We start from the raw sequence: 13408 nt of genomic DNA, 5'->3' as shown, positions 1-13408 counted from the left end.
AACACCGCCCAGAATTGGCCGTTGGCGTGGAACAGCGTATGACGGTATCGTGGCGTAGCGGTTCTCGCGTGCAGATGCGCGGCCGGGGGTGAGTTCGATGAATTTGGCATTGCTGATCGTGGGGATTTGCGCCGTCCTGGCGGGTCTCCTCGCGATCATTTTCGGCATGACGATCAGGGAATTCAGTCTCGGTGGGACTCTCATAATCTCCGGCACCATTGGCGTCTGCTCCGGAATGTTACTGGTCGGCCTGCGTCTGGTGCTGCTCGAGCTCAAGGGCCTCGCCCGCCGGCTGGCCGGTGCGGTCGTGCCATCCGAGGTTCGGGTCAGGCCCGTGCTGCCGGGTCTCGCCGCGCCTGGCGCAGTCGCCCCCGAGCCGGTGCCCGCTGCGGCGGTGAGAGCCGAGCCGGCGCCGCCGCCACCGCCCGCAAGTCCGCCGCCGTGGCAGAGCGAAGCTGCTGCGCGCGAGCGTCCGCGTGCCGAGGCACCGCAGCAGGAACCGGAAGCACCGACGCCACCTGCCGCTCCGGAAGCGCCGCGCCGGCGCAACCTGCTGTTCGCCTCGACCTCGCGCAAGGAACGCGAGCGCGCCGAGGCGAAATCCGGTGAGGCGGCGCCGCCGCCTGTGGAGCCCAGTGAGGCCCCGAACCTTCCGCCAGCGAGCTTTGACGTGGCCTGGCCGAAGCCGGACCGTACGCGCCCGCCAGAACCGCCGGCCGCCCCGCGCCGTCCGCCGCCGCCGCCGCCGCGCTCGCCGTCGACCTTCGCGGAGACCGCTCCGGCGCCGGCGCCCGAGCCGCCGCCGCCCGTGGAGTCCGCACCACCCGTGACGGTGCTCAAGTCCGGCATCGTCGATGGCATGGCCTATTCGCTCTATTCCGATGGTTCCATCGAGGCGCAGATGCCGGAGGGCATGATGCGCTTTGCCTCGATCGACGAGCTCCGCGCCCATCTCGACCAGCGCGGTTGAGGCGGCCGGCATTCAAGTAGAGCGGCGCCCTTCACCAGTAATCAGCGCATCGCCCTCAGTCGTCGTGTTTCAGCCGAATGTATTCTTGACAGGGAATACTTCGGTGTCGTCAATCCCGTGACCACAAGCGGGAGAAGGGGGGCGCATGTCGGATGCGGGGGCGAAGAATTTCATCGAGCTGACCGCGAGTATCGTGTCGGCCTATCTCAGCAACAATCCGACGCCGGCGGCCGAGATTCCGAACCTGATCAATCAGGTGCACGGCGCCTTGGTGCGGGTCTCGTCAGGCCGCACCGAAACCGCGCCGCTGGAGCCGGCCAAGCCGGCCGTGTCGCTGAAGAAGTCGATCGCGCCCGATTATCTCGTGTGCCTCGAAGACGGCAAGCGCTTCAAGTCGCTGAAGCGCCATCTGCGCACGCAGTACAACATGACGCCGGAGCAATACCGCGAGAAGTGGGGCTTGCCGGCCGACTATCCGATGGTGGCCCCGAACTATGCGGTGGCGCGCTCGCAGCTCGCCAAGCAGATGGGTCTCGGGCAGCAGCAGCGGAAGCGGAAGTAGTCGGGGGATCTTGTAGGGTGGGCAAAGCAAAGCGTGCCCACCAGCTCCAGCGCAATCGAAGAAAAATGGTGGGCACGGCGCAAGGGCGCGTTTGCCCGCCCTACGGCGCTCCTCACGCGAGGGGGCGTTCTTTACGAAACTTCGGCGAGCGCTTCTTTCGCATCGGTCTTGATGCGCTCGACCATCGAGCGCAGGCCGTTGGAGCGCTGCGGCGTCAGATGGTCGCGAAAGCCGAACTCGTTGAACACGGCGATCGCGTCGGTATCGAGGATCTCCCGCGGCGTGCGGCCCGAATACAGCGCGAGCACGATCGCGACCAGCCCGCGCACGATGTGGGCGTCGCTGTCGCCGCGATATCTCAGGACCGGCTCGCCATTGCCGCGGTCGACCAACTTCTGCAGCCAGACCTGGCTGACGCAGCCCTGCACCTTGTTCTCGGCCGAGTGTTCCGCCTCCGGCATCGGTTCCAGAGTGCGGCCGAGCTCGATGACGTACCGGTAGCGGTCGTCCCACTCGTCCAGAAGCTCGAAATTGTCCCTGATGTCGTCGATCGTCGTCATATCGGCCCACAGTTCCTGTTAAGGCCAATATAGAGATGCGAAGCCCTGAAATCGATAGGGTTTGGGCGCTAATTCGCCGGCCCTGGTCCGCGCCATTCGAGCGCAAGATCATCCTGGGTCAGGGTATCGCGCGGCGCCTCGCTCGCGGCAAGATCGCCTTCGCCGGCCAGCGCGATCGAGCCGGTATGGTCGGGCGCCTTCTTGTTGTCGTTCTTGCTGCCGTCGTTCTTGTCGTTGGTGATCTGCTCTTTCTTGTCGTTGATGATCTGATAGAGCTTCTTCGCGCCGTCCTGGGCGCGCTGGCCGATGATGGTCGCGGCCTGGCCGCCGACCTCGCAGGCCGCCGGCTGGCGCTTGCAGAACTGGGTCATGTCGGAAACGGCCGCGGTCGCGGCCTGCACCGCATCGGCGGCGCCGATCTGCGGCAGCTTGTCCGATTCGGGCGTCTTGTCCCGCGGCAGGAGCACCAGCACCAGCCCGAGCCAGAATGTGATGCGGAGCAGAAAGCGCATCTTATCGACCTGTACGTTAGATCCCGCCGCGGCGATCCCCGCAGAGCGCGTCGGACCTAGCAACCCTCGATAAATCGCAAGTGATTGCCTTGAGCTTAATTCGCGGAAAATAGACGCAAAAAACTTTGCAGAGCCCGGTCTCGTAAATTTTCCATTGATGCCGCGGCCCGTGACCTTCCGGAGAAGGTCTATCCACCATTTCGAAACCATGCGGAGGACCGTGAAACCCTGTGTTCACCATCCGCAGCGAAGACGTCGCCAAATCGTCTAAAAAGCTCCGCGATAACGCGGTGTCCGGCCGCGCGCTGTGCCGCCTTAGCACTCGTTTAAGGTCGCTCTGACACGGTGGCGCAACGACAAGGAGGCGTTCCGGCGCGTCTTCTCAAGACGATTGAGCCGAAGCGCGAGACCCGTGACAGTTTTGAGTATCATCCGCGATTGTCTCGATGCACTGCTGCATCCCTCCGCGCGCTACGATGCGCTGACGCGCGCGCGCCATCGCGCCTTCATGGCACCGCGGCTGCTCGGCAGCCTCGCCGCCTTTGCCGCATTCCCGGTCTATCTCGCCATGCGCGGCGCGCCGAGCGCGATCGAGGTCGCGGCCTTCGCCTGGCTGATCGCGCCGATCATGTTGTCCTGGTTCCTGTCACGCACTGGCCGCTACGAGGGTGCGCATGTGCTGTCGTCGCTGGCGCTCGCCGGCCTGATCATGGCCGTCGCGGTCACGACGGGCGGCATCGAATCCTTCGCCGCGGTCTGGCTGGTCGTGGTTCCGCTCGAAGCTGCGCTGTCGGCTTCGCGCCGCGTCGCGGCTTTCGCCTCGCTGCTCGCGCTGTCCTGCGCCGGAATGCTGATCCTGGTCAGCCAACTCGGCTGGCTGCCGGTGGCGGAGCCGAGCGCGGCCGAGCGCGGCGTGCTGATGGCGTTCGGCGTTGCCTCGGCTACTCTCTATGCCGCGGGCCTCGCCTTCGGCGCGGAATCGCTTGCGCGCACCAGCGTCGCGCTGCTGTCGCGCGAGGAGGAGCGCTATCGCCTGCTCGCGCGCAACATGAGCGACGTTATCTCACGGCATCAGCGCAACGGCGCGGTGCAGTTCATCTCGCCGGCCGCCGAGACCATGCTCGGCATGCAGGTGGCGCAACTGCTCGGCCACGGCCTGTTCGACCGCGTCCATGTCGCCGATCGGCCGGCTTATCTCACCGCGTTGTCGGATGCGGCGCGCGGCGAGGTGCGCAGCGTCGAGTTCCGGTTGCGGCGCGAGCCCGTCTCCGAGAGGGGTCAGGTCGATTTCATCTGGGTCGAGATGCGCTGCCGTCCGCTCGACCAGGACAGGGCGCGTGACGTCACGTGCGAAGCCGAAGTCGTCGCCGTGATGCGCGACGTCACCGACCGCAAGCTTTTCGAGCAGGCACTGGACCAGGCGCGCAGCGCCGCCGAGGCGGCCGATGCCGCCAAGACGCGCTTCCTCGCCACCATGAGCCACGAGCTGCGCACGCCGCTCAACGCCATCATCGGCTTCTCCGAGATGATCGCGCAGGAGCAGAGCCTGATGCTGGGTGCGGCCCAGCGCAAGGAATACGCCCAGCTGATCAACGATTCCGGCCAGCACCTGCTGTCGGTCGTCAACGGCATCCTGGACATGTCGAAGATGGAATCGGGCACATTCGAGATCGCGTCCGAGCCGTTCGCGCCGCGCGCCTCGCTGCTCCATTGCTGCAATCTGCTGGCGCTGAAGGCGCGGGAGAACGGCATCGACCTGATCACCGACGCGCCGCAGGACCTGCCCGTCATGACTGGCGATCCCAGGGCTTTCAAGCAGATCGTGCTCAACCTCGTCGCCAACGCCATCAAGTTCACCGAGCGCGGCGGTCAGGTCTGCGTCTCTGCCGCGGTGTCCGGCTCGCAGCTGACGCTGCGCATCAGCGACACCGGCGTCGGCATCGCGCCCGACGATCTCAAGCGCATCGGCGCGCCGTTCTTCCAGACCGGCACGACCTATCAGCGCCGTCACGAGGGCACCGGCCTTGGACTTTCGATCGTGAAGAGCCTCGTGGCGTTGCATCTCGGCGAATTGACGGTACAAAGCCGGTTGGGCGAGGGCACGGCGGTCACCGTCAAGCTGCCGCTCGTCTACACGCCGCCGCAAGTCAAGCCGGCCGAGCGCAAGATCGCGACGCTGACGCCGGCGCTGCGCCAGGATATTCAAGACCAAGCTCACGACCAGTCCCAGGACCAACCTCAGGATCAACCCGCTCTGGTGAAGAAAAGTGCCTAAGAAGTCTGCCAAGGACGAAGCCGCTCCGCGCCGCCGTGGCGCCAAGGCCGCGGTCATCGATGTCGAGACCGAGCGCAACCTCGTGATGCGCGTGCTGCTGCACAGCCCCAAGGATACGCTGGCCGGTCTCGTCGCCGTCGCCGCGATCGCCGCGATCGTCGCCAATGCGCTGTTCCTCCAGACCGGCCGGCACCCCGCGCCGATGTTCGGCACGGTGATCAATCTTCCCGCGCCGTCCTCCGTGCCGCTGTCGAACCCGTTGCCGCGTCCGCGCCCCGTCGGCGCCGATACCTCGCCGCTCGAGCCGCGCGCGACCGAGTTCCGCGTCGAGCCCAAGCCTGCTGAGCCCAAGCCTGCCGAGTCCAAGGCTGCCGAGCGTGCCGCCGAGAAGGCGACCGAAAGGCCGGTCGAGGCGACCGCCTCGACGCGCTCCAACGATCCGATGACCAATCTGGTCAAGGCGACGACCTCGACGCCGCCGGCGGCCGTGCGTCCGCCGGCGCCGATCCCGGCGCAAAGCCCGGCCGCGCGGCGCATTGCCGGCGTGCAGCGTGCGCTGTCCGAATATGGCTACGGCAATTTGAAGATCACGGGCAGCATGAGCAGCGAGACCCAGTCCGCGATCCAGAAATTCGAGCGCGAGCACAAGATGCAGGTCACCGGTCAGGTCTCCGACCGCCTGCTGCGCGAGCTCGCCGCTGCGATCGGCCACCCGGTCGAATGATTGTCACGCTTCGGAGCGAGGCTGGTGCTGATGGCGGCACTGGCCTATCGTGCGTTTCATGCGATTGAAATCCAACATTTGGGTCGCGGCCTATTTGCGCCGCTGCCAGACCGAGGGCGTGTTCGGCGCCGTGCGGCGACGTGGTGCCGAGGAGGCGGGCGCGGTGTTCGTCAAGGTGTCGCTGCTCGACGGCAATGCGATGCTGTACGCGCCGGCGCCGCAGACCGTCTATGACGACGGCCGGCCCATCGATCGCTTCTTCGTGCCGGTCGCGCCGCAGCCGCTGCCGGAGCACACGATCGAGGAGCGGCTGACCAAGGAAATCCGGTTCGATCCGGATGCCTGGATCGTCGAGACCGAGGATCGCGCCGGGCGGCATTTTCTGGAATTGGCGAAGGCTTAGCGCCAACCGTCATTGCGAGGAGCGAAGCGACGAAGCAATCCAGAAGCTCTCTGCGGAGGGACTCTGGATTGCTTCGCTACGCTCGCAATGACGCGCTTGGGGCAGGCGTCGCGCACTCTCCATCCAATGTCGCTGCGTCTGAAGGCCGGCCTTATCGCTCCGACGACCCGCCGGTACCGGTCTTCACCCCGGGCGCCGAGCCCGGCTGCACGCCGGGGCGCGTCTGGCTTGCGCCGGCACGGGCGCGCTGGCGTTCGCCGTCGTGTAGCGCGGATTGATACTTCGCGCGGGTGACGGCGAGCGTCGAGCCGCGCCAGGCCGCCAGCATCACCAGCGCCGATCGCTCGGGGAGGCGGTCGTAGAGCCGCGACAACCGGTACACCGTGTTCACGGACGTTCCGATCTCCGGCTTGAAGAACAACAGGATGCGCTGGAACACCGGGCTCGGCATGTCGAGCGCGCGCGCGGCGATCGCAAGCGCCTCGCCGCCGGCATCGTCGACGATCTGGGCTGCGACGCGCGAGGGCAGGATCAGGCTGTCGCCGAGCTCGAAGGTGAAGTTTTCGATATCGCCCGCGATCGCCGCCATCTCCAGGATCTGGATCGCGCGCTTGGCGCGCACGGTCGGAATCCGGGGGGCGGCCTTCAGCGGGGTCTGCGCCAGATTGTGCAGGATCAGCGCGCGCTCGGAGGCGCCGGCGCGGAAGAACATGTCGTGGATCTCGGCCGCCTCTTTTGGCTGCATCGCCATGTTGGCGGCCATGCGCTGCTCGGCCTCGGTCGGCACGCGTGCCGATGCGGGCGTGCGCGGCGGAGCGGGGATCTCCCGGGCCAATGGAACCCTGCGGCCTTCCTGGGTCGCGACCAGGCCGAGCTTCTGCAGGATCGGGACGGGCGTCTGCGGATAGACCGCGAGCCGCGCCTTGACGGCCGCGCGCGTCGCATCGTCGACCTGGTCGATCAGCCGCGTGGCGAGCTCGACGAACTGCCGCTGCTCGTCGTCGCTGTGGGTGCTCGTCTGGACGTAAAGGTCGGTCAGCACGCGCAGCAGCGTCGGACGGACGTCGACACCTTCGCGACGGGACAGGGTCATCAGCCCGTCGAATCCGGGAAACAGCGACTTGGTCATGGAGGCGTACGCAACTCGGGAAAGAGACTTGGGGGCGAGCCTAGCGCAGGTTCTTTTAAAGCCTCGTTAAGGAAAACGATGCGTGAAGCCGGCCCTGCAAATTCAGCAATTGTCGTGCCGCAACGGGACGGCGCGGTCCGTGCGGTTACGGTCGAAGGGGCGCGTTTACACCCCGTTAACCATGAACTGATCTTAATGAAATGCATGTTGCAGGGGCGCGTTCGGTCGCGCGGCAATTGAAGAGAGCTGACATGGGGACCATCATCGAATTTCCGGCCGGTCGCCGGGTGGGCTCGTCGGGGGATGTCGCTCCGCGCGCGGACATGGGAACGGTCGTGATCCTTCCCGTGATCCGTATCGAGCGTGAGGCGGACGAAACCAGTGGCGATCGCGGGCCGGAGCAGGGCACAGCGCCGGGGCGCCGTCGTCGCCGCCGCTGACATCCGGCTTCATGCAATGCCGGGCTCCATCCGCCAGATCCGGCCTGTCCTATCGGCCGTCCTGCTCACGCTGCTGGGCGCCTTGCTCGCGGCGTGCAGCGGCGGCGACTTCGGCCGCACCCGCGAGAGCATGCGCAGCGACGACATGCATCGCTGGCTCGGTGCGGAGGTCACCTCCAGCGTCGGCCTGAAGCCCTCGCAATTCCAGCTCACCGACGAAGAGCGCCAGCTTCGCGATCTCGCCTATCCCATGATCGAGCCGCCGCTGTCGCGCCCGGCATGGAAGAGCGTGTTCGGCGACTACAAGGCGCTGCCCTCGCCGTGGCGGCAGAAGATCGTGTTCGACCGCACCATGTACGGACGCACGCTGATCGACGAGCCGCACCGCTCGCATTCCTCGCGCTATGCGCAGCTGATCGAGGACGTGCGCAACGACATCACCCGCTTCGAGCCGTTCTTCGCCAGCGCGATCCGCGTCATCGACCTCGACAGGAAGCGCGATGCCAGCATGGCGCGCGTCTCCGCGCTCTCGCCGAGGGAGAGGGACGATGCGGTCGCGCGCATGCAGGAGAATTCGCTGATCGTGCAATGGGTGCAGCAGTGCCTGGAGCAGCGCGTCTCGTCCTACCGCTGGGCGCTGGAGCGCCTGGTGATCCAGGCCCCCGACGGCATGGCCGCCGATGCCGACCGCCTGATCGGCGAGCTCGCCGCCCAGACCGCCAACCCGCCGGTCGCAGGCCAGCCGCCTTACGGCCGCGCGGTGATCTCGAAGGGCTGAGCGCCGGTCCTCACGCCTGCCAGTTCCGCCGGGACGGTGCTGCCGCACGCGCGCCCGCCGCGGGCCTCGCGGTTCAGCATAATGGGCGAATCGCCCCGATTGGCGCTTGTTCTCCCCGGCCGTAGCGATAGGATTGCGCTGTTACACCAAGTCATTTTGCACGAAGGTCTTTTGCGATGAGCAGCAATTCCGGGATGCGGCTTGAGGTCCGTCGAAATTCCACACTTGCGCGAAAACTGCCAATTCTTGCCATTCTCTTCGGATCAGCCGGCCCGGCCGCCGCGCTGACCCAGGAGGCCGCGCTCGAGAACTGCCGGATGACGGTCGGCAAGCCGATCGTGCAAGCCTGCATGCAGGCACAAGGCGGCCGCAAGGCCGGTGCCGATATCGAGGGTTGCCGCGCCAAGGCCAAGCCGCAGGTCAAGGCCTGCGTGATGGCGGCTCTCAACGCCGCCAATGGCCGGGCCAATGTCGCCGTCGAGCTGCCGAAGGAAGCGGCGCCGAAGCTGGAGCCCGGCACCGCACTGCCGAAGGGCTTCATCGCGCCGCCCCGCACCATCGCCGACATCACGGCGATCCTCGATAGCGAGAAGCCGAACGAGAAGCTGATCGTGGAGCTGAAAGCGGACGCCGATTCCACGCCAAAGGGCAAGGAATCGCGCGAAGATCTCGCGCAGTTCTATTTCGATCGAGCCAATGCGCGTGCGCAGCTTGGTCGGCTTGCTGAATCCATTGCGGATGCCAGCAAGGCCGTCGAGGTCGGCCGCGGCGCCGTCGAGCCTCGGCTGATGGGCCGCATGCAGCAGCTCCTCTCGCTGCAATACGCCGCAGCCGGCGACCCAAAGCGGTCGATGGATGTGATTCAGAAGTTGTTGCGTGAGACCGCCACCCAGCCTGGCGCAAAAGGATACCAATTGAGCGCCAACCGGTCCGTTGTCGGCAACCTCATCCAGATGGGCGATGTCGCCCAGGCGGAAGCCTATCTGCGTCGCACACAGGCCGCAATCCAGGAGGCGCGCACCAGCGGTCTTCCGGGGTGGCGCACCTCCTATGCGCGCTTCGGGCAGAACTGGGAAGGGGAGCTCGAAGCGACCAGGGCGATGATCTTCGAAGCGCGCGGGCAGTTCGCGGAGGCCGAGGCTGCCTATCGCGTGGCCGAGCAGCGCAAGCGGGCCGGCATGAAGGGCGTGATGGAGTCGGACAATCCCCCGGCGGAAACCGTCTTCCTGCAGTCGATCGACAACCTGGTGCTCAGCCAGGCCCGCATGAAGGCGCGACAAGGCCGGCTCGCCGAAGCCGAGGTCGACGCCCGTCGCGCTCTGCTGGCGCGACTGAAGGACACCGGCAAGTACAATCCGGTGACGCCGCGCTACGTCATGGGCCTCGCGGGCATTCTGGTCGAAGAGGGCCGCTACGAAGAAGCCGAGCAGCTCGGCCGCGTGGCCCTGGAGATCAACAAGACCGTCGGTGTTCCCGACGATTCTCAATCCACCGTGCAATGGCTGTCGCAACTGGCCGGCATCCTGGCGCTCCAGCGCAAGACGCCGGAAGCCAACGCGATGTACGCGGCGATCGACAAGGCGATTGCGAGTTGGGAGCCGCAGCGCCGCCAGGTGTTCGAGCTCAATCCGTCGCGCATTCTCTCGCTCTACGCGTCCGGCCAGCTCGAGGCCGGCATCGCTGCAGCCGAGCAATTGGTGAAGAAGCAGGTCGGCCGCGTCGGCGAAAATCATTTCGATGCCGCCTCGGCGCGCGGCACGCTGGCGGTCGGTCTGATGCGGGCGCGGCGCGATGCCGAAGCGATCCGCGAGTTCAAGGCCGCCATCCCGATCATGATGGCGAGCGCGCGGGAAAATGCCGACGACGAGAACACTACCGTGGTCGCCGCGCGCAGCCAGCGCCTGCAGAGCATCGTTGAAAGCTATTTCGTACTGCTTGCACGTACCGAAGCCGCAAGCGGCGGGGTCGGCGAGGAGACCTTCAGTCTCGCGGACGCCATCCGCGGCCGCTCGGTTCAGCAGGCTCTGGCGGCATCGAGCGCGCGGGCGGCCGCCAAGGATCCGGCGCTGGCCGATCTCGTCCGCAAGGAGCAGGACCTCACCAAGCAGGTCAACGCGCAACTTGGAACGCTCAACAACGTGCTGGCGCTTCCGTCCACCGAGCGGGACGAGAAAGGCGTGCAGCAGATCCAGGCCTCGATCGCCGCCTTGCGCACCGAGCGCGACAAGGCGCGCCAGGAGATCAAGCAGAAGTTTCCGGTCTACGCCGATCTCGTCTCTCCCAAGCCGCCCAGCGTCGCCGAAATCCGCGCGACGCTCGCCGACGGGGAGGCGATGCTGTCGTTCTATTTCGGCCAGAGCGGCAGTTTCGTCTGGGCCGTGCCGAAATCGGGCCCGGTGGCGTTCGCGGCGGTCAACGCCAGGATCGGCGACATCGAGACCAAGATACGCAAGCTGCGCGAAGCGCTGGAGCCGCAGGCGGCGATGATCTCGGACATTCCGCCGTTCGATCTCAAGCTGGGCCACGAGCTCTACGAGCTGCTGCTGAAGCCGGTCGAGAGCGGATGGAAGCCGGCCAAGAACCTGATCGTCGTGACCAACGGCGCTCTCGGGCTTCTGCCGCTGTCCCTGTTGCCGACGGCACCGGCGGAGGTGGCCGCGGACGAGGACCCGCTCTTCGTCGGTTATCGCAACGTACCGTGGCTGGCGCGAAGCCATGCCGTGTCGACGGTGCCCTCGGCCGCGGCGCTGCGCACGCTGCGGCAATTGCCGCCGGGCAAGCCCGGTCGCGGCGACCTCGTGGCCTTTGGCGATCCTTATTTCAACCGCGAGCAGCAGGCCGAGGCGGAAGGCGGCGGAGAGAAGATTCAGGTCGCCGACGGCGGCGGCAACATCACGCGCGGCGGTCCGCTGAAGCGGCGCAACAGTCCCAAGCTCGAAGGCGTCGACAGCGCCGAGCTCGGTCTGTTGCCCCGTTTGCCCGACACCGCCGACGAGTTGAAATCGATCGCGCTGGCACTGCAGGCGGATCCTTCGAAGGTGTTGTTCCTCGGCAAGAACGCGACCGAGAGCGCGGTGAAGACCATGAACCTGTCCGGCTTCAGGATCCTGGCCTTTGCCACCCATGGGCTCGTCCCGGGCGAGCTGAACGGGCTGACGCAGCCGGCACTCGCTCTGTCGTCGCCGACGGTGACGGGCGAGGGCGGTGACGGCCTCCTGACCATGGAGGAGATCCTCGGCCTCAAGCTGGATGCGGACTGGGTCGTCCTGTCGGCCTGCAATACCGGGGCCGGCGCCGGCGCCGGGGCAGAGGCCGCATCCGGGCTGGGGCGCGCCTTCTTCTACGCCGGAACGCGCGCACTGCTGGTGACGAACTGGTCGGTGCATTCGCAGTCGGCGCGGCAATTGGTGACTGACCTGTTCAAGCGGCAGGCCGACGATCCCAAGCTGTCGCGCAGCGAGGCGCTGCGCCAGGCGGCAATGGCCCTCGTCGATGGTCCGGGTTATCTCAACAGCGAAGGCAAGACCGAGTTCGCCTATGCGCATCCGCTGTTTTGGGCGCCGTACACGATCATCGGCGATGGCGGCTTGCGGTGACGAGACGGGAAGGGGTGCAGAGGAAATGAAGCGGAATGTCTTGCTCGGAATTGCGGCTGCAGCCTTGCTGGTCTCGGCGCCGTCGCGTGCGACGCAGTTGATCACGGAGGAGGAAGCCAAGCTGCCGCCTCCCAAGGGAGCGGTTGAAGTCCAGCAGCGCGGCATCCTGCGTGGCCCGAAGGTCGAGTTCGTCTCGCCGGGTGACGCGGCGAGCTCGCCGCTGCGGCTGGTGTTGAAATTTCAGTCCTATGGCGGGGCAAAGGTCGACCCGAACTCGGTCAAGGTGATCTTCCTCCGCACGCCTAACGTCGACCTGACTCCCAGGGTGAAGCCCTTCGTGCAGGCTGATGGCATCAACATGCAGGATGCGGAGCTGCCGCCCGGCGAATACACGGTGCGCGTCGATATCAAGGACAGCGATGGCCGGCCAGGCACGGCCGTCTTCACTCTGAAGGTCGCGCCCAAGTGACCTTTGCCCAAGTGACCTGCCCTTACTGCCGGTCCGAAAGTGCCGAGGGCGCGCTGGTTTGCGCCTCGTGCGGGCGCGACATCGCCGTTCCCGCCACGCTGCTTGCCGAGCGCGACGATCTCTTGCGCAAGCGCGAGGATCTGCGCGATGAACTGAAACGGGCCAGAGACGAGATCGAAGCGATCATGAGACGAAGGAAGTCGCGCTAGCGATGGAGTGCCCGTTCTGCGCCGAGACGATCAAGGACGAAGCCATCGCGTGCAAGCATTGTTCGCGGGACTTGCGCGTCGTGCGGCCGACGCTTCTCGAGATCGACGAGATCGTTGCGGAGCTGGACAAGCTCAGGCGCGATCTCGATCGCGTCAACGTCCGTCTCGAGCGCTACAACAATCCGTTGCGCTATTACGGAACGCATGCGGTGCTCTATGTTGCGATTCCATCCCTGCTGCTGGTGATCGCGCATGTGCTGGTGACCATCACCTTCAACCTGTCGCCGATCCCGCTTCGGATCGCGTCGATCGCCGTACCGCTCTTGTTCGGATTCGTTGCCTATCCGCTGCACAGGGTCTACGTTCTGGCGGCATTCGTGCTCGCGTTTCTCACCGCGAGTGTCAGCATCCTGGCGATGCTGACGATCACCGGGATCCACGATCATGTCCCGATCCTTCCAACGGTATGGATCGAATGGCGGGAGGTGTTCGAATATGGCGCCAGTATCCTGCTCGCCTTCGTCTCGGGTAACATTCTCAGCGTCGTGATCTTCCAGATATTGCCGCGCGTGCTGACCCAGGGCGGCAAGCCGAACGCGTTCGCCTTCCGCATGGCGCGTCTATTGGGGCAGCATGTCGGTGACGAGCAACTGCGCCGCCGCGCCCGCCTGATCCAGGACCTGATGCAGACCGTCGGGCCACTGGTCGGCGTTGCCGCGACCGCTGTCGGCTCGATCTATGCGGGCTTGAAGGGCTTGCTGGGATAGCTGACCTTCCGACG

Annotated in this window: 14 protein-coding genes; 11 read left to right on the top strand and 3 right to left on the bottom strand. The window is 66.2% G+C overall.

Translation table 11 applies throughout. From position 1 onward, the window contains the following. Window positions 1–97 precede the first annotated feature (97 nt). Window positions 98–970 carry a DUF308 domain-containing protein gene (locus ACNJYD_RS26175; protein WP_212256966.1) on the top strand — a complete coding sequence of 291 codons (873 nt, stop codon included), beginning with the start codon at window positions 98–100 and terminating at the stop codon, window positions 968–970. 145 nt (window positions 971–1115) lie between these two features. After that, window positions 1116–1532, top strand: coding sequence for a MucR family transcriptional regulator (locus ACNJYD_RS26170; RefSeq protein ID WP_172784182.1), 417 nt, complete (start codon window positions 1116–1118; stop codon window positions 1530–1532). A gap of 131 nt (window positions 1533–1663) precedes the next feature. Here ACNJYD_RS26170 and ACNJYD_RS26165 read toward each other — a convergent pair whose 3' ends face one another. Next, window positions 1664–2092: a SufE family protein gene (locus ACNJYD_RS26165; RefSeq protein ID WP_212256964.1), complete on the bottom strand. Its 429-nt coding sequence runs from the start codon at window positions 2090–2092 to the stop codon at window positions 1664–1666. Window positions 2093–2160: 68 nt separating this feature from the next. Next, window positions 2161–2604 (bottom strand): DUF5330 domain-containing protein, encoded by a 444-nt coding sequence (locus ACNJYD_RS26160; protein WP_212256963.1) that lies wholly within the window; start codon window positions 2602–2604, stop codon window positions 2161–2163. A 412-nt stretch (window positions 2605–3016) separates the two neighbouring features. On the opposite strand from ACNJYD_RS26160, the gene ACNJYD_RS26155 reads away from it, so the two are divergent. From ACNJYD_RS26155 to ACNJYD_RS26145, 3 genes are read left to right on the top strand one after another with little or no spacing between them, the layout of a single operon-like run. Further along, window positions 3017–4879, top strand: coding sequence for a PAS domain-containing sensor histidine kinase (locus tag ACNJYD_RS26155; protein WP_212256962.1), 1863 nt, complete (start codon window positions 3017–3019; stop codon window positions 4877–4879). After that, window positions 4872–5603, top strand: coding sequence for a peptidoglycan-binding domain-containing protein (locus tag ACNJYD_RS26150; protein WP_439363737.1), 732 nt, complete (start codon window positions 4872–4874; stop codon window positions 5601–5603). The genes ACNJYD_RS26155 and ACNJYD_RS26150 overlap by 8 nt, the downstream gene beginning before the upstream one ends. Before the next feature lie 58 nt (window positions 5604–5661). After that, window positions 5662–6006, top strand: coding sequence for a DUF1491 family protein (locus ACNJYD_RS26145; RefSeq protein ID WP_172784189.1), 345 nt, complete (start codon window positions 5662–5664; stop codon window positions 6004–6006). 151 nt (window positions 6007–6157) lie between these two features. On the opposite strand, the gene ACNJYD_RS26140 is transcribed toward ACNJYD_RS26145, so the two are convergent. Then, entirely contained in the window at window positions 6158–7135 is a 978-nt protein-coding gene (locus ACNJYD_RS26140; protein ID WP_439363736.1) for a DUF2336 domain-containing protein, read from the bottom strand. 251 nt (window positions 7136–7386) lie between these two features. Here ACNJYD_RS26140 and ACNJYD_RS26135 point away from each other — a divergent pair, with 251 nt between their 5' ends. The 6 genes from ACNJYD_RS26135 to ACNJYD_RS26110 all read left to right on the top strand — a co-directional run bounded on the left by ACNJYD_RS26135 (window position 7387) and on the right by ACNJYD_RS26110 (window position 13394). Then, window positions 7387–7575 (top strand): hypothetical protein, encoded by a 189-nt coding sequence (locus tag ACNJYD_RS26135; protein ID WP_172784191.1) that lies wholly within the window; start codon window positions 7387–7389, stop codon window positions 7573–7575. A 16-nt stretch (window positions 7576–7591) separates the two neighbouring features. Next, window positions 7592–8353 carry a hypothetical protein gene (locus ACNJYD_RS26130; protein ID WP_212256960.1) on the top strand — a complete coding sequence of 254 codons (762 nt, stop codon included), beginning with the start codon at window positions 7592–7594 and terminating at the stop codon, window positions 8351–8353. Window positions 8354–8529: 176 nt separating this feature from the next. Next, entirely contained in the window at window positions 8530–11949 is a 3420-nt protein-coding gene (locus tag ACNJYD_RS26125) for a CHAT domain-containing tetratricopeptide repeat protein (RefSeq protein ID WP_349628402.1), read from the top strand. A gap of 25 nt (window positions 11950–11974) precedes the next feature. Then, entirely contained in the window at window positions 11975–12418 is a 444-nt protein-coding gene (locus tag ACNJYD_RS26120; protein WP_212256959.1) for a hypothetical protein, read from the top strand. Continuing rightward, window positions 12415–12627 (top strand): hypothetical protein, encoded by a 213-nt coding sequence (locus tag ACNJYD_RS26115; protein WP_246571179.1) that lies wholly within the window; start codon window positions 12415–12417, stop codon window positions 12625–12627. Before ACNJYD_RS26120 ends, ACNJYD_RS26115 begins: the two co-directional genes overlap by 4 nt. Before the next feature lie 2 nt (window positions 12628–12629). Next, window positions 12630–13394 (top strand): hypothetical protein, encoded by a 765-nt coding sequence (locus tag ACNJYD_RS26110; protein WP_212256958.1) that lies wholly within the window; start codon window positions 12630–12632, stop codon window positions 13392–13394. The last annotated feature ends 14 nt before the right edge of the window (window positions 13395–13408 follow it).

The organism is Bradyrhizobium sp. SPXBL-02, from assembly GCF_051853065.1.
Classification (GTDB): domain Bacteria; phylum Pseudomonadota; class Alphaproteobacteria; order Rhizobiales; family Xanthobacteraceae; genus Bradyrhizobium.
Note: the sequence above shows the minus strand (reverse complement) of the source record. Positions and strands in the feature narration are given on the sequence as shown.

Excerpts from the sequence above, each read along its gene's own strand:
- ACNJYD_RS26165 (WP_212256964.1), bottom strand. The coding sequence starts at position 2,092 with ATGACGACGATCGACGACATCAGGGACAATTTCGAGCTTCTGGACGAG.
- ACNJYD_RS26110 (WP_212256958.1), top strand. The coding sequence starts at position 12,630 with ATGGAGTGCCCGTTCTGCGCCGAGACGATCAAGGACGAAGCCATCGCG.
- ACNJYD_RS26170 (WP_172784182.1), top strand. The coding sequence starts at position 1,116 with ATGTCGGATGCGGGGGCGAAGAATTTCATCGAGCTGACCGCGAGTATC.
- ACNJYD_RS26140 (WP_439363736.1), bottom strand. The coding sequence starts at position 7,135 with ATGACCAAGTCGCTGTTTCCCGGATTCGACGGGCTGATGACCCTGTCC.
- ACNJYD_RS26135 (WP_172784191.1), top strand. The coding sequence starts at position 7,387 with ATGGGGACCATCATCGAATTTCCGGCCGGTCGCCGGGTGGGCTCGTCG.
- ACNJYD_RS26160 (WP_212256963.1), bottom strand. The coding sequence starts at position 2,604 with ATGCGCTTTCTGCTCCGCATCACATTCTGGCTCGGGCTGGTGCTGGTG.
- ACNJYD_RS26130 (WP_212256960.1), top strand. The coding sequence starts at position 7,592 with ATGCCGGGCTCCATCCGCCAGATCCGGCCTGTCCTATCGGCCGTCCTG.
- ACNJYD_RS26120 (WP_212256959.1), top strand. The coding sequence starts at position 11,975 with ATGAAGCGGAATGTCTTGCTCGGAATTGCGGCTGCAGCCTTGCTGGTC.
- ACNJYD_RS26175 (WP_212256966.1), top strand. The coding sequence starts at position 98 with ATGAATTTGGCATTGCTGATCGTGGGGATTTGCGCCGTCCTGGCGGGT.
- ACNJYD_RS26145 (WP_172784189.1), top strand. The coding sequence starts at position 5,662 with ATGCGATTGAAATCCAACATTTGGGTCGCGGCCTATTTGCGCCGCTGC.
- ACNJYD_RS26125 (WP_349628402.1), top strand. The coding sequence starts at position 8,530 with ATGAGCAGCAATTCCGGGATGCGGCTTGAGGTCCGTCGAAATTCCACA.